Genomic DNA, 17,988 nt, shown 5'->3' with positions numbered 1-17,988 from the left:
ATACTTCAGTCTGGCTGAATCCAAATCTTACCTATTTTTATCTGGTAAGCACCGTTACTTTCCATTTCTCCTTCAGTCTGGTCAAATTTTATCTGTAGCTTTTCAATATTATCCCAATTCAAAGATCCCCCGGATATCCTAGCTTTGGTATAAAGCGGCATAAAGCCGGGGAATGGCCTTGGCAACAATACTGCTTTTGTTTCTTTGAGATCATCCAGTGATACCTCATGCTTCTCCAGCTCCCCTGACAGATTCACCTCAGCCACATATGCCCTTCCTTCAGAATCAGTCAAGCCAATTTCAATGGTTTTGCTTTCCTTTCCTTCCACCTTAGCTTCCACGATTATTTTCGCAAACCGGGATGCAACAGGGGCTCTGTTGTCAAGGCTTTCTTTGATAGAATGTTGGACTGCTATAAGATCATTTTTGGAGGGATTTTTCACCTGTAGCCCCAGCAAAAGATCTCCTGTTCTTTGTCCTGCTGATAAGGCAGTTGCAAACCCCGGATCATAATTAGGATGGTATTGAAAACCCTTGTGATGTGCTGGGTCAAAAAGCAATACATCTGCTTCTTCCGAAGAAACAAAAACCTTGTACGGTTCAGGTATTTCAGAGTACCATTCCAGATCAGGTTTTGAAACAGCTCCTGGGTATATCAGGGTATCATTAGCTGTTTCCACTTTAATCCTATACTCAAAGATCCCTGAAGGAAACTGATCTTTGTTGACCATGGCAACATATTTATACCCATTATCATGCTCCATTTTAGTTTCCATTATCCTGCCCTGTCCATTTCTATATTCCAAAACCACCTCCATAGGATCATTAGAAAAAACAATGGCTTTGATATCGAGATCCCTAGAATCAAGAACCTCTATAGGTGCTTGATGGAAGACATATACTTTTTGAAAGTCAGGATCCAGGGCTTTGAATTCCTTGATTTCAATATTTCCTATTTTGGTATTTTCTTCAAATTCAAAATTTTCACCTTGAGCTAAGAGCAAATAGGTTCCCGGTTTAATATTAAACCTCCCACCCTCGACTTCGGTGCTAAAACTGTTCCCCTCATTTAAAGGTAAGACCTGAAAATCTAGCCCTAGCTCCTCAATAGACAATTGCATTTCATGGGTATCCCATTTGAGAACTGCTACATCCCTTTCGGGAGAAGTTCTTGCAAAGGGATCTCTTATCAGAATGGCATCAGGGTAAACCTCCAATCTCCAGGCGCCACTTCCCAATTTATCCAGAAAGTAAGCTCCAGATCCATGGTACCTGACAAGGTGGGATGATCCTGTACCTGCAATCTTCTTCAATTGCTCAGGCTTTGGGGCCACACTTTGGGTATGGCCTGTATATATAAATTCTTCATCAGATATCCACTCACTGCTGTTTTCTTCAAAGCTTACAGATGCGTTTCCAAACTTATTGTTATCAGGGTAGTCCCCAAAACTTTCCCTAATTCCAGTCTGTGTAAATACTTTCGCGGCTATCATCATGCTAATGGCCTTAGCAGGGGTATAGAGCAGATTTAGGTAATGTGTTTGATATTCCGTATTGTCATTGGCTATATGCATAGGGTCATAGGCAAATTGGGTTGCCCATTGGAAGCCAGCTTCCCTGAAACTCCTGGCCATTGCAGGGTACAAATAAGGCCCCATTATATCGGCTGCATCAAATTCATAAACCATAAGTGGCTTGCCTGAAAATTCCGGAATAGAGTCAAATGGAATGGTGTAGGCATTAACATGATGAAGGTAATTTTCCTTTAATGTCCTACCTGAAACCAATCCGGACGGATACCACTGAAAGCTAAAGCCATCAGCTTTGGATCTGGCCACAGCATTAGCATAAGAAGGATTCTGAGCAATGTTATAAAAAATCGGCTTAACAAAACCGGCCTCTTTGACGGCAAGATATAGGCTGTTGATGTAGGAAGCAACACCTTCTGCTGAACCACTATGGGCTGGCTCATTGTTGATTTCCACAGCAATTATTGCGGGATCATCTTTGTAGGCTATTCCGGTATAAGGGTTGACATGGTTCAAAAACTGCTTTAAATAGTTTTCTTGGGCCTTGATGGCTTCCTGATCTGTGGTCAGACGGGATCTTCCATAATAATGTGAAAATCCAGGAGTTTCATAGTTAGGTTCAGGGTAGCCGTTACCCCAAAATGCTATGGGTGTGATGATAGCCTTTATATTTCTTTTCTTTAATTCTGCCAATAGAAAATCAAAAAGGCGAAGGTGTTCATTCTCTAGTAAGTTCCCCTTGACATCGGAAATTTCAGTATCCCAAACATGAATCCGGAAGGCTGAAAAACCAAGCCTTGCCATATGATAAACATCTGCGGTGATACTTTCTTCAATGTTAATTTGTTTCCTGGTCAAGGCCCTGTATCCATAAGCAAAGGGAGAGGAATAGTTGACTCCAAAGAAGGAAGCTTCCAGGCCATCACTTTCCCAGACAAGAAGTCCCTCATCACTTATCCGCACAATGTCCTCCATTCTATTCTGGTTTTGGGAATACCCCGGCAGAACCTGAAACAGCAAAGCAGGTAAGAAAAAGAATATGGGTACTATCTTCTTAATATCATTCATGGATTGATTTTATATTTATTATTCAACAAGTTCACATAATCAGCTCCTTCATGGAGATTTCCTTCAAAGTCAAAAAAAGCACAGTTTTCCCAGGAAGAACCTGTTCCCCATAAATCTTTCATATCAGAAGATATCCATCCTGGCTCCCAATAGATGATACCCAAACCACCTGCATTGATCATACTTTCGGACATACTAACCATGATTTCTCTTTGTCCCTCAATGGTATAAGGAAAGCCGGGAAGAGGAGCTTGTCCCCCAAAAATATTAGTATAGTCATCGTTACCTTCCAAAGTCCACGGATAGGCGGTTTCCAGCATCATTATATCCTTAGCGAATCTTGATTTGATACGGGAAACAGCACTTTCCAACTGGGTGAGGGAAATCGCGGTATGCCATAAGGGATAATAGGAAAAGCCAATAATATCAAAATCCACTTCATTGGGCGATCCGGTAAAATTTTCAAACCACCAGTCCAGATTTTCGGGATCGGCCACATGAAAAATAACTTTGATTTCGGAATGACCGGCAGCATCATGAACTGCATTTACAGCAGCTTTTGCTACTGATTTAAAATTCTGCCAGTTCCCCTCACAGACGTTCAGCTTCGGGAAATTCTCCGGTGCATCGGTAAAGAACATACCACAGTTGGTTTCATTACCTATCTGAACATATTCAGGGAAAAGGCCTTTTGATCCTAGATATTTCAAGGTCTTGTAGGTATATTGATAAATGGAGTCCTGTAGTACTTCAAGACTTTCTATTTCCCTCCATGCTGCTGGAATTTCCTGTCTTCCAGGATCAGCCCAAACATCTGAATAGTGAAAATCAAGGAGAATTTCCATTCCTTCAGATTTTGCCTTACCTATGGACGATTCGACATCCTCTAAGTCATTATATAGAGGTGTTTCCCTTCCATAAATTTCAGCTGTCCATAGTGGATTATGCCAAATTCTAAACCTGGCCAATTGTGTTCCGGCTTCAGCAAATATCCTGTAGGGGTCCTGTTGTTCTCCACCTACACTGTAAATTCCTCCGTGATCCAGGATTTGGTTGAGATAGGAAAGATCTGCGCCAAATAAAAAATCCACTTCCTGATCATGCGGTTCCTCCACTTCAGGAGTTTGTCCAGTATCTTGATCACATGCCATGCACAGCATTGCAACAAAAAGAACAAAATAAAAAGTCTTTTTTATTCCGGTCATTGGGTTTGGGTATTTTGGGTTTGCTTTCCTGACAATAGTCTTGGAAAGTAGATACTCAAAAGTACTTTTTATTGAGACCAAGCATCGATTCAAATCGTACAGATAATGACACAAATCATTCACAGCTAAAAAAAATGCTGATTTTTCACTTCAAAAGACTTATTATTAACCTTGGATCAAGGAGGGAACAATTCGAAAAATTCAAGATCCAAAAACCTGTGTTTAGTTTATAAACCTTGCCAAAACCCAAAATGATTTACAGGTTCTTCGTGTTTTTATTTAGTACTTTTCTACTTCTTTTCTGGTCAGCCAATGCCCAAAAGAATCCCTATTTTTTCACTTTAACAACTCAGGACGGATTACCTTCCAACACCATCAGTGCGATTACCCAGGATAAAAATGATTTTATTTGGGTAGGTACTGCCAACGGGGTCTCCAGGTATGATGGCAACAGTTTTCAGAACTTCAAAAAAGAGGTGTTCCCACTATTGGCAGCCAATGAAATAAGTGCTCTGGAAGCTGTTGGAGATGAAATTTGGATAGGTACCTGGAAAGGTCTTTCGAAGATCAATATTTTCAATTTTGAGGTAATTCCCGTTGAGCTGGGCGCTTCCATTGCCGTAAGAACAATTTATTTGGATTCTAAGGGTACAGTCTGGGTAGGCACCACTGCGGGGCTTTTCTACTTTAAGGAAGGAAAAACAGGAAAACTGGACAGGGAAAACAGTGGGTTAAGCCATAACATGATCAGATCAGTTTTTATGGACCGTTTTGACAACCTTTGGGTGGGTACATATGACAAGTTGAATAAACTAAGTCCGGGCAGCGAAAAGTTTGAGCAGTTCGAATTAAAAGAAAATTACAAGCCTTCTCTCCAAAATAACCTGATCATGGACATACAGCCCGACAACTACAGCCCAGAGTGGTTGTGGGTTGGAACTGAAACCGGTCTGGTACACTTCCATATTCATACCGGAGAAAAGAAAACCTATAACGAAGCAAACACAGCTTTAAGCAATGAGGTAATAAAAAGTATTTATACTTCCACCGATGGCAGCCTTGCTTTGGGGACTGATTTCGGGATAAACATTCTAAACCCCGAAAATGGTGACATCAAGCAGCTTTTCAACCATCCAGAACTGGCCTACTCAGTAGGCAGCAATGTCAATTGGCAAATTTTTGAGGATTCTGGCGGGGTGGTTTGGTTTGTGACTTCCAACGGTTTAAGTTTCACTAACAAAAACAACAGTTTTTACAGCTTTCATGAGATCAACCATAGGCAAAATAACCAAAAAATCGGAAGCCAGGTAAAGTCTATCCTGCATACCAAAAACGGAGATACTTGGTTGGCGACTCTTAATGGAGTAATAAGAATCAGTCCTGATGGTAAGGAAGAAGTTTTTGATATCCACTCCGGAATGGGGAAGCAACTCCTTCTTAACAATGTGTACGCATTAGAGGAAGATGATCTGGGAAGAATCTGGATAGGAACAGCTGGAGGGATCAATATCTGGGATCCGAAAATCTTAAAAATGCATTCGATAAGTTCTGGTAACCAAAATGGACTTGACAGCAATTACATCGCAAAATTTATAAAAGCGAGTGATGGGACTTTCTGGGTAAGTGCATGGGAAGGCGGTTTATATAAAGTATCAGGCAAATTGAATGATATCGAGAGTTTATATTTTGAAAAAGCCAGTGAGGTAGGTTCTGAAAAGGTAGCTACAGGGGCCAATGCCCTATGGGCTGTCAACTATGATGAATTGTTTAGGATCGATTTACAGACACACAGAAACAGTAGTGTCAGTATTTTTAACGAAGTGTCAAACAGAAGAAGCCTAAATGCCATTTACTTTTCCAAAAAAGGAGTTTTGTGGGCTGCTACTACCAATGGACTTATAGAGTACCAACCACAGAATGACAAAGCTGTTTACCATCCTATACAGATGGGTTCAGATTTTCTTTTTAACAGTATCACTGAGGACAATCAGGGAAATATTTGGGGTGCCGCATCGGGGCTTTTGATTAAGTTCAAGCCTGGATTGGATGCCTATGAACTATTTCCTTTGGATAGTGGACTGCCTATCAAAAGTTTCTTTGAAGGCTGCTTTTCCAAGGATAAAGAGGGAAGGCTGTTTTTTGGAGGGGACAACGGTTTTATAAGGCTAGCCACTGATGCAGAAGCCTGCAGCTTCAAGCCAAAACTGTTTTTCTCCAATCTTAGAATCAATAATGAAAGGATTCTTCCCGGAAAAAATACGGATTCGGGCCTTGAACTGCCCATGGATATTGCATTCATGAAAAAGCTCAGTCTGAATTATGCCCAAAGGTCATTTGCAATTGATTTTTCTGCTCTGCATTATTGGCAACCGAAAAGGAATATCTATGCCTACAAGCTTGAAGGATTTGATGAAGATTGGTCATATGCTTCAGGTTCCACAAATACAGCTGTCTATTCCAAACTTCCTTCAGGGAAATATATCTTAAAACTCAAAGGGAGCAACAATCATGGTATTTGGTCAGATGAAATCCATACTTTGGACATAGAAGTCAAGCCACCACTTTTTTTAAGCACCCCATTCATTGTCATTTATATTTTTCTTGTCCTGGCATTGTTGGCCTTCGCTTTCAGGTTTTACACTTTGCGAATACACTTCAAAAATGAAGTCAACCTTGCCAAAATTGAGAAGCAGCACAGTGAGGAAATCGCAAAAACCAAACAACAGTTTTTCACCAACATTTCCCATGAACTCAGGACGCCTATCAGTCTGATCCTTCCCCCTATCCAACAGGCCCTTAGCTCAAAAGAACTTGACCTAAAATCCAAGGAACTCCTTAGATTGGCTGAAAAAAACTCCAATAGGTTATTAAGGGTTGTCAATCAGATTCTTGATTTCAGAAAACTTGAGCAGGATAGTTTCGAACTGAAAGTACGGGTTTTTGACCTTGTCAGCTTTAGTAGGGAAGTGTGTGAGCTGTTTAAAGACAAAGCTGCAAGAAAAAATATCAATTTCCGGTTTAATTCAGAAATAGAATCCTGTGAAATATGGGCAGACAGTGAGAAGCTTGAGACGGTACTTTACAACCTGCTGTCCAATGCATTCAAATTCACCCCAGATCAGGGGGCTGTTGAGTTAAGTATTAGAAAACACCCTGATAAAGATCACTATAAGAACGGTGCAGTAGATATCCAGGTCCATGATACAGGTATAGGAATAGAGCCTCAAGAGATACCAAAGGTTTTTGACCGCTTCTATCAGGGCACCCAAGGCAGACAAGTTGATTCAGGTTCGGGCATTGGACTTTCTATGGTGAAGGAATATACAAAACTTCACTTTGGAGAAGTCAATGTGGAGAGCCAGCCAGGTGAAGGGTCTTATTTTACAGTCACCTTGCCATTGGGCAATGTACATTTCCCTGTTGAGGTAGAGCAAAAAGACGAAACCATAAATCTTTTGGTGAGTAAGGACGCTGACAACTTTGAGGAATACGAATATGATTTTGACACTTCCAAGCCTGTGATCTTGGTAGTGGAAGATTATCCCGATATGGTTGATTATCTCCTTTTACATTTAAGGGAAAGTTATCACATTGTGGTGGCACAGAATGGACAGGAAGCATTGGATAAAACCAGAAACTTTACTCCTGAAGTGATTATCAGCGATATTATGATGCCCGTTATGGACGGGTTGACCTTGTGTAAAAAGGTAAAACAAAATCCAAAAACAAGTCATATCGGTGTCATACTCCTTTCCGCAAAAAGTCTTACCTCACAAAAAGTGGAAGGGCTGAGAACAGGTGCAGATGCCTACATAACAAAGCCCTTTGACCTGGAATTGTTAAAAGCAAACATTGAGCAGCTTATCAAAAGAAAAGATGTTTTACTAAACTATTTCAAAGCCGAGATCATTACGCAACCGGAATTCAAAGAAGAAGGTGAAAACATAGATGATAAGTTTGTGAAAAAAGTTGTAGGCATAATAGAAGCCAATATTTCTAACCCTGAGTTTACCGTAGAGCTACTAAGCGAGGAAATAGGCATGAGCACTGCACATCTCTATAGAAAACTTAAGGCATTGACCCATTATTCAGCAAAAGAAATCATCCGGAAATACAGATTGAAAAAGGCCTCCATTCTTTTTAGAAATAAAGAAGGAAATATTTCCGAAATCATGTATGAAGTTGGTTTTTCTAACCTTTCCTATTTCGCAAAATGCTTTAAAAAGGAGTATGGTGTTTCTCCTAGGGATTATCAACAAAACCCACAAAATGAGCAAACAAAAACCCTTGACAGAATTTAAGTGAAACAGAAAAATTTATATTTTGGATACAGTTGATTTTTTTCATGAAGAGCGATTTATGTTCTCCGTTCATTCAGCAAAATAATTGGAACACAGATCAATCAGGTACAGCTAAACCACCTCATTTTCAGAGGATTCAAAATTTTTTTCATAACTTTAAGTATCACCAAATCAACCTACATCATGACTGAATCACTCAAATCAAATCAGTCCAATCAATTGATCTTTTTAGGGCTGTTACTCTTCCTTCTAGGCCTTATTTCCGGGCTTTTTGTTCACAATATGACCAATCCAAGAATGGGACTTTCGGCACACCTGGAAGGAGTTATGAATGGAATGTTCCTAATAGTTCTTGGGCTGATCTGGCACAGGCTTCATTTATCCAGAACCTTCTTCAGGATTACTTTTTGGCTAGTTGCTTTTGGAACCTTTGCCAATATTGCGGCTGCGATCATTGCCGCTATTTCAGGAGCAGGTAAAATGATGCCAATTGCAGGTGGTATGGAAGGAGCCCCTTTTATTGAAGGTGTTATATCTTTCTTGTTGGTGGCATTGTCTTTTGCCATGTTGGCCACTTTATTTTTGGTTCTTTGGGGCTTCTTTAAAAACATGAACCATACTTACTGATGTTCTAAAAATAGAATCGAAACAAAGGAAAGCGAAAAATTGATCAAAATCAGATTCAAAATCCAAGTTCAGCACTTCTTCATACAAAAATTTTAGGAGAAAAAAAGTCCAAAACTGGACATTTTTTGTAGAATATTTTTCTTTCCTTGAATCTTAAAACCTTCAAAACCAATGAAAAACCTCCTCCAATTATCCAGCTTATTGGTGCTTCTATTGTTTGTATCCTGCAATTCCAACCCAAAATCTGTGGCCCAGAATTTTGCTGAAAACCTGGCCAAAGGAAACACTGAAAAAGCCAAGAAATATGCTACTGAGGCAACGGGCAGCATGATAGACATGGCCCTTAAAATGGGCCTGAGTGAGCATATCACGCCAGACTTTACCTACAAAGCCTACAAGGATTCCATTGTCAACAACAAGGCCTGGGTCAAACTCAGGGATCCCAAAAATCCGGACGCACAAATACAGGTTATCTACCTTATCAAGGTGGATGGAAAATGGCTGGTACAGATGTGAGGATTTATGTCAGATCCCTAATCATGTGAATCATTTTCTTGAAAAACATTCTCCAATAACCACAAGATCTGACCATCATACAGGCTTTGTTCAAACCTACCTTTTTTTTGCTGATCAAGCTTTAAAATCAGACTCAGAAGTTTCAGTGCCTTTAAGCGATTAATGGAAGGTGATTTCCTAATACCCTCAATGATTTCATTTCCTTCCAGCCAATTTCCCCAATCAAATGCAGGCATGAGCCCTGAAGTAAGTAAAAATCTATGCAGCTCTGTGTCCAAGCCACGTAAGTCCAAATAAGTCCTGACTGCTTCAGGGGTCAGCTTTATGGGCAGGTCATAAAGTTTTTGAAACATTTTTTCCAACTGTAATTGGTATGCCTTCAGTTCGAATAATTTCTTATCCCCCTCTTCTGAAACTAAAAATTCTTCAATGGTATCTATTGGAGTAAAAGCTACTTTCATTTATTAACCATAAGTTATACAGTAAAAGTAAAAAATTTGATTTAAGACAAACTATATGAGTTAGCATAATTATCTTTTCAATGACTAAAAAAGGGGAAACCCCTTTTTCTTAATTCTAAAACGGACATATATCCAGAATGTAATCCACTGCTTTCTGTGCTTTACCTGATGCTTCAAATATCAGGTTCTTGTCTGAGCGGAGTTTTTCCAGCCAGGCCTGTATGTATGCTGCTGAGTTACTCAGCAATTTTTCATCAGATATACCGGCATATCCTGAAAGTATTCCCGCACCTATTTCAGCTATCAGTTCCTCTTTTGAATATACTTCGCTTCCAAAACCCTGATTAACACTTACTCCTTCTCTATTCAGCCTTGACACATGTCCTGTCGCATGAACAAGTTCATGAAAAAGCACATTGTAATAAGCTTCGGAAGAATCAAACTTGGAAATTGCAGGGATACAAACCTCATCAGTCAGCGGTGAATAATATGCTTCACTTCCACTATTGGAAATTTTTGGAGGGTCGGGCATTGTTCCAACTATTTCCTCACAAAGATCAATCTTAGGTTTATTGCCAAGGTTGGTGTTTTCCAAGCCGCTAAGGTCAAGCTCATCGCAATCTCCAACATTAAAAACCCTGTAGTATTTGAGAAATGCAGTTTTCACCACAAGAGCATGATCAATTTGCATAGCTTCTATATCTGAAATCCTTTTGCCTGATCCCTTCTGCTTATAGTAATAGTTCCAGTAAGTTATCGGAATGGAAGTAGCCCCTTTCTTTACTTTTCCTCCCATGGACTGAACTTGCTTAAAAGTAAGGTAATAGGGCAGTTCATGTCCAAAAGAGTGAAGGATGAGCAGGTTGATCCCCCTGTATATTTTCTTTGTCAGAAAATTCTGGGGTAGCACTCCGTTTTTCCAGGGCTTTTTCCAAGGAATCACCCCTTCTTCCAATTTTGCAATAATCATGGCCGTTACCATTTCCGCAATATCTCCAGTTGTTTTTTTCTTTGAGGTCTTCATAACATTTTCGTTTTGGTGAAAGATTGAATTATGAAGCATCCTCAGGTTTTTGCACACACTGAAGGCAAGAGGAAACGGAATAAAAAACATCGTGGCTTTATGCCGTAGTCTCTTGGCCTGTGTGGGATTCAAAAACCTATTTTGGCTGAAAAATGGAATAGAAATAAAAATCAAATCAATTATAGTTTATGCTCCTGTTCGCATTTCGCAAACAAAGAACACAGCTCTATTTTTTCTACAATGAATCTGTTTTTATGAATTAAAAAATGCCGGTTTCAAAACACAAAAGCAAAATAATCTTTGATCAAGCCTTCTGAATAATCAGTGAAGCCAATCCGGGATTGTCCATCATCCTTTCCAATTCTTTTTCAATGAGTTCCGCTATCTGGGACTTGATGATCTGGTAATTTTCCATAACCTCCCATTCCTGAATATCACGGGCTTTTGGGATCTCTTGGTATCCCTTTTCCTCCAAGGCTATTGCTTTATGGTCATTGATAATCTTGGCATGAAAGCGCTTCAGCTCTATTTCCTGATCCGGGTTATCCGCCACCAAGCCAACAAACTCCCCGGAGCTCAATGTTGCAATTGTAGATGGTGGAACTGCCAGATCCAGCTGTTTGGAATGGCTGATAGAAGTATCATTGCTGTTGATGGAGAGACTCTGCCTTTTCTGTACAATCTTTCCAAACCTGTCTGAAAGCTGCTTGGCTGTTTCCCCGAGCACCTGCCCTGAAATGATATTTCCCACAGTGTTCATGATCACTTCTGCCTGCTCCCTTCCATAGTCTTTTTTGAGTTGGGAATAGTCCTGTACCCCAAGCGTAGTGGCCACTTTGTTACTTCTGGCAGTAGCAATCAGGCTGTCAATGCCATTGAAGTAGATCGTAGGAAATTCATCAAAAATCAGACTGGATTTCATCATCCCCTTTCTGTTGACCAGCTTGGTTATCCTTGAGATATACAGCGAGAGCACTGCCCCATAGACCTGCTGTTTTTGGGGATTATTTCCCATGCAGACAATTTTGGGATCAATAGGATTGTTGACATCAAGGGTGAATTCGCTGGCAGATAATACATAGTACAATTGGGGAGAAGAAAGCCTTGCCATGGTGATTTTGGCACTGGCAATTTGTCCTTCCAGCTGCTCGGCAGCACCTTGAAGGTAGGCAGACACGAACGGGTTGATCAACACTTCAATTTCAGGCTCAGTTCTTAACACCGAAAAAAGTCTGTTGTAATCTACCTGCATCATCTCAATTACATGAGGGAGTGTACAATAGATACCTCCCTGGTACTTTTTCAAGAACCACATCACGGCCGTAAGAAAATTAATGGGAGACTCCACAAAGAAATCACCCTGTTTTTTAATCCATTCCCGGTTCAGGCCCAGCATAATGGTCCTGGAAGATTCAGACGCATCGGTGATATCCAACATAGTAGATGGCTCCAAGGGATTGCACCTGTGGCTCCTGTTCAGGTCATCGAAATTGATGGTATAGAACTTCGGCAAAATATTATAAGCTCCTTTGTTTCTTAGAAGGGCATTGTAAGCAATTCTGGACAGGTCATCATACTTGAAATCATATATAAACATAGAGAAGCCTTTGGCTATATGCTGGGTGATGATGTGCCTGATGACAAAGTAACTTTTCCCAGAACCAGGAGTACCCACAACCAAGATGGCCCTGAATGGATTGATAAAGTTTATCCAACTCTTCCTCACCTTCCCTGCCAGTTTGTAAACAGCAGGAAGGTTTACTGAATATTCACTGACAAGCTTTCGTTCTTCCTGTGGGAATGTTTCATTGATTTTATTGAACACATCCGGTTCAAAATATCCATTGAGGTATCTTGTCAGAAGCGTTGCCCCGGCAAGGACCATTAGGTAAGCACCCACTGTCACTATTATGTAGAGCATGTGCTTTATGTCAGCTTCCAAAGCTGTGCTGTAAACCAATTCTCCACTCCAATAAAGCATCACTCCTACCATCAAAAGCAGTAAGGGCACCCATGCTTTTAGCTTTGTAGACTTCTTTCCCTGAACTCCCAATATGGAAATCAGTAAAAGGACAAAGGAAAAAAACTTCGCATCAAAAGGAGGTATAAATATACCCGTCAAGGCCGCTTTTTGGAGCAAAGCATCAAATATGGGATGTTCAAGTTGTAGGGAGGCAAAAAACCCCCTGCATGTTACATAGAGGTGCAGCACCAACAAAATTAAGCTAGACTTTCTAGTCAGTTCCAGTATTTTCCTCAATGCATCCTGATTGTCTGCGGTGGCCATGTCAAAGTTGTCCTTTCTTTTTCCTTCTTCTCTTCCTTCTGAATGGGTCAGGCGTTGCAAAGTTCCCTTCAGGAATCTTCCATGAAACCATATAAGCAATTTGTTCAAGGTCTGGCCCCAAACTTTCGGTTTCGGGTTTGGAAAGGGTACCTTTGCTCTGGGTATAAGTTTGTTTCTCTGAATGATCCAACCGGTTTTGGTCTGTCCACTCATCCCCTTCTTTGTCATGGCCATTTAGAAACAGTTGCGATAAGCCTTCAGCAGTATATTCTTTTCCAAGGTCTGAACCTTTATAAACCTTTCTATGAATGTTATCTATATAGGTTGTGCCATAAAGTCTCCCTTCCCCATTGAAGGCTGTCTTTAACCCAATGGCATTCTTTTTCAGTTCCAGGATAAAAGCCTCCAGGTCTCCATTATTTTCACTCACCCTTCTCCTAACTGCTTCCAACCTATTGATCAGCCCTTTATCCGGTTTGGCTTTTCTTTCCTGATCTGCCTTTTTTTGGATTTTTGATAGAGTGGGTCTTGAATGTATGGAGCTGGCTTTAACGGGAACACTGCATCTTTTGCCTTCGCTGTCAAGGATAAAATAAAGCAGCCCATGCTGATTTCCTGATTCATCAGTTTTACCGGCCTTTACGGCTTCAATTCTAAACTGTGAAAGTGCAGCATTATACGCGGCAAAAGACCTAAAGCTGTAAGTCCTATATACTTCTGTCACAATGGAGGAGATGAGGGATTTGGTTTCTGCCACACCGTATTCGGCCTTTTCCAGTGGTGCCCTCAGCAAATAATCCTTCTTCTGATCCTCAGCTTTTATTAGCCCCAGTTCAATTTCAAGTTCTTTCCTTGCCTTTTCCGACTGGTTCTTCCCCAGATTATGCGTTTCTATCCTCTTCCCTTCCTCATTAATATTCACTGACACGATATGGATATGTGGGTGTCCTGCATCAAAGTGCCTGTAGACCATCCAAGGCTGGGCACCAAAACCTATCCGCTCCATATATTCATTGGCTATAAATGCCAGAAGCTTGTCATCTATTTTATCTTTCAGGGAAAAATTCAGAGATATATGTACCGCATTTGTTTTGGTCCTTCTGTTCAGATCCAGGAGTTTCTTAAACCTGATAAGCTTAAAATCTGTGGAAGAACTTTCCATTCCCTTTGGAAAGCCTTTTGCCATTAGCACTTTAGCTTCTCCAAGCTTCACCTTTTTTTCATTGTAGATGATGAGACCCCGGAGAGATTTACCTGTTGTTATTTTTGCAACCATATTTTACTGAATTTGGCAATTTGTTCTTCGAGTAGGTTCTGATTGGAATCCACCTGGGAAAGGAGATTTTCTATTTTCCGGAATCCCCCTTTATTATCCGTATTCCCTTCCTTGATTAAAAAGGATCTGAGAAGTTGGTTGACCTGAATGCTTATGGACTGGATTGCAGCACAGTATTGGGACAATTTTTCCATCATAAGGTCAAGGCTGTTATCATGGTGGACAATTCTGATTTTCCTATTCAAAATGATGTTCCTTACCAGTTCGCTCATGGTCAGTCCCTGACCTTTGGATATCAGCTCCTGAAGTTCCTGAAATTTCTCTTCAGGTATCCTGCAATCTACCTTTCGTGACAGGGCATTTTTAGCTAGTCCTCTATTTTTAATGCTCATGATTATTCTCTTTTAGGTAAACAGAAAATCCGAGTTCCGAGGATTTTCAAAAAGCGACTTCGGAGCTGAAGGAGGGTTTTGGCGTAGACAAAACTACATCTAGCTAACTGCATCACAGCAGTTCCAATTTTCCCAATTCCTGGGCATGACAATTGTAAAAACACATGACTTTTTTCCATTTCAGTCTCAGTTTTCCAGGTTCCACATCCAGCTGGAGGCAGCAGATTTCCAATCCCGTAAAGGAGTACCGTTTTCATTTCTCCATCCCAAAGACTGGTAGTAAAAGAAGAACAGATCGGCTTCTTCTATTGAATAATCCTTTATACTGAAATAGGATCTTACTTGCTCTATTCCGGGAATATTCATCCGGAGATTTTCTGATTTGGGAGCGATTGTTGTTTTCATACCTTGATCATTTTTGACCAAAGTTTAAAATCACACAAAAAAATTATTCAGTATGTAGACAGGAATGGGGTAAGGAAATTTTTAAGTGTGAGCAAGTATTAATCCATTAAAAAAACCTGTTTTACCAGCTCTCATAGCTTCAAAAACAAGCTTGTCAGTATCATGAACTGAACCAATAAAAATTTCAACCTAGTGATATTCAGACTTGAGGTTTTGCACATTCTCTTTTCCAAGCATTCCGCCGGAAAAGTTAATTCAGTGAAGAATTAAATTGGGCTTATTTTTTTTAAGACTTGGAATGCATCATCACAGTTCTCAAATGCATTTATAAATTGACACCAACAATTGATTGATAATACTTCTTAAGCTCTTTATCGACTTCTAGGATCACTATCCTCTTATAGAAATTGAATCAGGAATTTGATAAATTTTCACTAAACTCAAGAATAGTATTAATGATTAAAAACCAATCCAGAGCATTTATAAAATAAAAAAGAAGTCGCAAAACGCCATCCTTTAATTGTTCATTAAATCAAATGTTTTAAATTATTGGGAGTCATTTTCCTATTTGAGAATACCTCTCTTGCAGTATACAGCCAAGGGTAATATGGAATGGTATTAGGGTGAACAATTCAATATTTATCTTAGTAAAGTTAGTCAATACTGGGATTATCAAATTTTATTTACGCTTTAGGCAATTATTATCATTGAATCACTCAAAAGTAGTTTATCAAAAAATGATGAAAAACACCCTTAATGGGGAATTTCACACTCTATGAAATAAAAAAAATATCTGTTGAGGAAGAATAGTCGACCAGGTGAATGTTAGTTCAAATGGCTCTTTATTATCCTTAAAAATTTTCCCAAACATGTTTAACTTATGAAATTCTCAGATAAAGGGAACCTGTTTTAATGCTCACAAATTGAAATACTTCATATGGCATAAGTAGAATTCAAAACAAAAAATGAGCTTGAAAACCTATTGAGAATTTAGTAATGAAACGTCAAAATGCAAATGACCTTAGACAGCAAAAAATTATTTTGGTAGAGGAAGAAAAAACAGATCAAATACCAAGAAAAATTATTGAAATAAATTTAAATATTTAATTAAATTATATAACTTTGTGGATAAATAAAAGTGAGAACTAATCGGTGAACCACTTGAAACTTATTCAAACAAGTAATTGATATTAAGCTATTTACAGGAAAGGGTGATAATCCTGTCACCCCGACAAAATGGGTTTTCAAACCCCATCAAAAGCCTTTAAATCATTTGATTTACAGGCTTTTACGTTTTTAGCATATCAATGAAATGCATAGAATTTCAAGTATAACAAACACTTGTATTATTTATTAGGGATCAACATGATTTGCCAATTACTCACTTCTTAGAGAATTGGCTGGATTGGTCAAAGGGGCTTTTAGAGACTACAACCCTTGTTCTTATTCGGACATTTTTTATCCGTAGCTGGATATAAGGTAGTCAATCCCCAGCCATATGATCAAGTCCCTTAACTTTCTCCTTTTCTGATATATTTTTTTTTCAAATGTCTAAGCCCCCAATACCATAGAAACATCATCATGGCGATGAAATATTTGTCACTAGCTTCTACTAAGGAATACTCTTCAGCCCTGAAGTACGATACTACTTCTAAGGAAATTAATACTATCCCACAGAACAGAAATATGTAGGAAAGGAAGTTGACTAAAGGATAGGCAGAATTTTTTTCCGAATGTTTCATAATTTTAACTCTTTGATGCATCATTATTTCAAACTCATTTCAAAATTTTTCTCTCTCAGGTTACCTGCAATCCACTTCAATATTAAGAAAAGGATTAAGCCGTTGAGCCCAAATAACAGGGCATTCTCAACCAAAAAATCAAACTTTTCTAGGAGGGCCAACTTTGACTGTACTTTAAAGAAATCATAGAGACCCGAAAACAGTCTCAAGAGACCGCCAAAAAGTAATAAGTAGGCAATGCTGAATAGTCCTTTTAACTTGCCGAAGGTAAATTGAATTTTCATCATGTTTATGTTTAGTTTGTTTGGCAAAGGTATTGGATCAACAGCCTACGAAAATTGACCTATGTTAAGTAAATCCTTATCTTGAAAATCATACTCTACATCAAGACCTCATGGATAGAACTCTTTCAGAAGAAGCATACTCAAAGCATCTCAATGAAGCCAGAAAGTTGCTGTATGATTATTTGCCTCTGACTGATGAACAATGGGAGGTTTTCAAGCAAGGTTTCAAAATCAGAAAATACCATAAAGGAGATTTTATATTAAATGAAGGAGAAACAGAACGTTTTCTTTCCATTGTGTTGGCAGGTTGTACCAGGCACTATGTCATGGTCAAAGGAGAAGAAAAATCTTTCGACTTTTCATTTCAGCACGAGTTCAACTGTTCCTATTCCAGTTTTATCCAACAGGAGCCATCCCGCTTTTTCATTCAGGCTTTGGAAGATTGCGTATTGGCTTCTATCCATCATGATTTCCTGCAGCAGCTTTATCAGCACTATCCCGAAAGCAACAAGTTTGGAAGGACTGCTGTGGAACAGTATTATATATGGAGAGAACAAAGGGAAATTTCTCTAATGACAGATTCTGCGCAGGAAAGGTATCTCAGGTTGATGCAAAAGTACCCGATATATTTAGAGCAAGTGCCCTTAAAATACCTGGCATCCTATCTCAACATCAAACCAGAGTCGCTGAGCAGAATTAGAAAAAAACTTTTTGAGGAGCGCTAGTTATCTTCTTAACATAGGTCAATTTCCCACTCCACATCTTGCCCCAACTTTGTAGCTGACAAACAAACAGTTACAAAAATGAAAAAAATCACGTCTACCAAAGCGCTATTGATTATTGCATTTTTCCTACATGGGCATCATCTAAT

The 17,988-nt window shown here is 39.4% G+C and carries 14 protein-coding genes; 4 read left to right on the top strand and 10 right to left on the bottom strand.

What is annotated here, in order from left to right:
• Nucleotides 1-5: 5 nt before the first annotated feature.
• On the bottom strand, nucleotides 6-2,597 hold the full coding sequence (locus A33Q_RS07320; protein ID WP_009036305.1) for a glycoside hydrolase 5 family protein: 2,592 nt from the start codon (nucleotides 2,595-2,597) through the stop codon (nucleotides 6-8).
• Nucleotides 2,594-3,802, bottom strand: a complete 1,209-nt coding sequence (locus A33Q_RS07315) for a glycoside hydrolase family 53 protein (protein WP_009036306.1) — start codon at nucleotides 3,800-3,802, stop codon at nucleotides 2,594-2,596. Before A33Q_RS07315 ends, A33Q_RS07320 begins: the two co-directional genes overlap by 4 nt.
• Nucleotides 3,803-4,038: 236 nt before the next feature.
• On the opposite strand from A33Q_RS07315, the gene A33Q_RS07310 reads away from it, so the two are divergent.
• The 3 genes from A33Q_RS07310 (at nucleotide 4,039) to A33Q_RS07300 (ending at nucleotide 9,246) form a co-directional block, all read left to right on the top strand.
• Nucleotides 4,039-8,103, top strand: a complete 4,065-nt coding sequence (locus tag A33Q_RS07310; RefSeq protein ID WP_152527390.1) for a hybrid sensor histidine kinase/response regulator transcription factor — start codon at nucleotides 4,039-4,041, stop codon at nucleotides 8,101-8,103.
• Between the two features lie 183 nt (nucleotides 8,104-8,286).
• Entirely contained in the window at nucleotides 8,287-8,730 is a 444-nt protein-coding gene (locus A33Q_RS07305; RefSeq protein ID WP_009036308.1) for a hypothetical protein, read from the top strand.
• Between the two features lie 171 nt (nucleotides 8,731-8,901).
• Nucleotides 8,902-9,246, top strand: a complete 345-nt coding sequence (locus tag A33Q_RS07300; RefSeq protein WP_009036309.1) for a DUF4878 domain-containing protein — start codon at nucleotides 8,902-8,904, stop codon at nucleotides 9,244-9,246.
• A 17-nt stretch (nucleotides 9,247-9,263) separates the two neighbouring features.
• Here A33Q_RS07300 and A33Q_RS07295 read toward each other — a convergent pair whose 3' ends face one another.
• From A33Q_RS07295 to A33Q_RS07260, 8 genes are all read right to left on the bottom strand, one after another.
• Entirely contained in the window at nucleotides 9,264-9,707 is a 444-nt protein-coding gene (locus A33Q_RS07295; RefSeq protein WP_009036310.1) for a DUF6508 domain-containing protein, read from the bottom strand.
• 115 nt (nucleotides 9,708-9,822) lie between these two features.
• Nucleotides 9,823-10,731 (bottom strand): ArdC family protein, encoded by a 909-nt coding sequence (locus A33Q_RS07290; protein ID WP_016254861.1) that lies wholly within the window; start codon nucleotides 10,729-10,731, stop codon nucleotides 9,823-9,825.
• A 304-nt stretch (nucleotides 10,732-11,035) separates the two neighbouring features.
• Nucleotides 11,036-13,126 carry a conjugal transfer protein MobC gene (gene mobC / locus A33Q_RS07285; RefSeq protein WP_009036312.1) on the bottom strand — a complete coding sequence of 697 codons (2,091 nt, stop codon included), beginning with the start codon at nucleotides 13,124-13,126 and terminating at the stop codon, nucleotides 11,036-11,038.
• Entirely contained in the window at nucleotides 13,020-14,294 is a 1,275-nt protein-coding gene (locus tag A33Q_RS07280; RefSeq protein WP_009036313.1) for a relaxase/mobilization nuclease domain-containing protein, read from the bottom strand. Before A33Q_RS07280 ends, mobC begins: the two co-directional genes overlap by 107 nt.
• Nucleotides 14,279-14,686: a plasmid mobilization protein gene (locus A33Q_RS07275; protein ID WP_009036314.1), complete on the bottom strand. Its 408-nt coding sequence runs from the start codon at nucleotides 14,684-14,686 to the stop codon at nucleotides 14,279-14,281. Before A33Q_RS07275 ends, A33Q_RS07280 begins: the two co-directional genes overlap by 16 nt.
• Before the next feature lie 186 nt (nucleotides 14,687-14,872).
• Nucleotides 14,873-15,091 (bottom strand): hypothetical protein, encoded by a 219-nt coding sequence (locus tag A33Q_RS07270; protein WP_016254858.1) that lies wholly within the window; start codon nucleotides 15,089-15,091, stop codon nucleotides 14,873-14,875.
• A gap of 1,511 nt (nucleotides 15,092-16,602) precedes the next feature.
• Entirely contained in the window at nucleotides 16,603-16,833 is a 231-nt protein-coding gene (locus A33Q_RS07265; protein WP_152527389.1) for a hypothetical protein, read from the bottom strand.
• A 23-nt stretch (nucleotides 16,834-16,856) separates the two neighbouring features.
• Nucleotides 16,857-17,120: a hypothetical protein gene (locus tag A33Q_RS07260; protein WP_009036317.1), complete on the bottom strand. Its 264-nt coding sequence runs from the start codon at nucleotides 17,118-17,120 to the stop codon at nucleotides 16,857-16,859.
• Between the two features lie 107 nt (nucleotides 17,121-17,227).
• On the opposite strand from A33Q_RS07260, the gene A33Q_RS07255 reads away from it, so the two are divergent.
• A complete protein-coding gene (locus A33Q_RS07255; protein ID WP_009036318.1) occupies nucleotides 17,228-17,842 on the top strand; it encodes a Crp/Fnr family transcriptional regulator in 615 nt (204 codons plus the stop codon).
• Nucleotides 17,843-17,988 lie beyond the last annotated feature (146 nt).

The sequence above is a fragment of the Indibacter alkaliphilus LW1 genome (assembly GCF_000295935.2).
Taxonomy (GTDB): domain Bacteria; phylum Bacteroidota; class Bacteroidia; order Cytophagales; family Cyclobacteriaceae; genus Indibacter; species Indibacter alkaliphilus.
The sequence above is the reverse complement of the archived record's forward strand: the minus strand, read 5'-3'. Positions and strand labels throughout refer to the sequence as shown.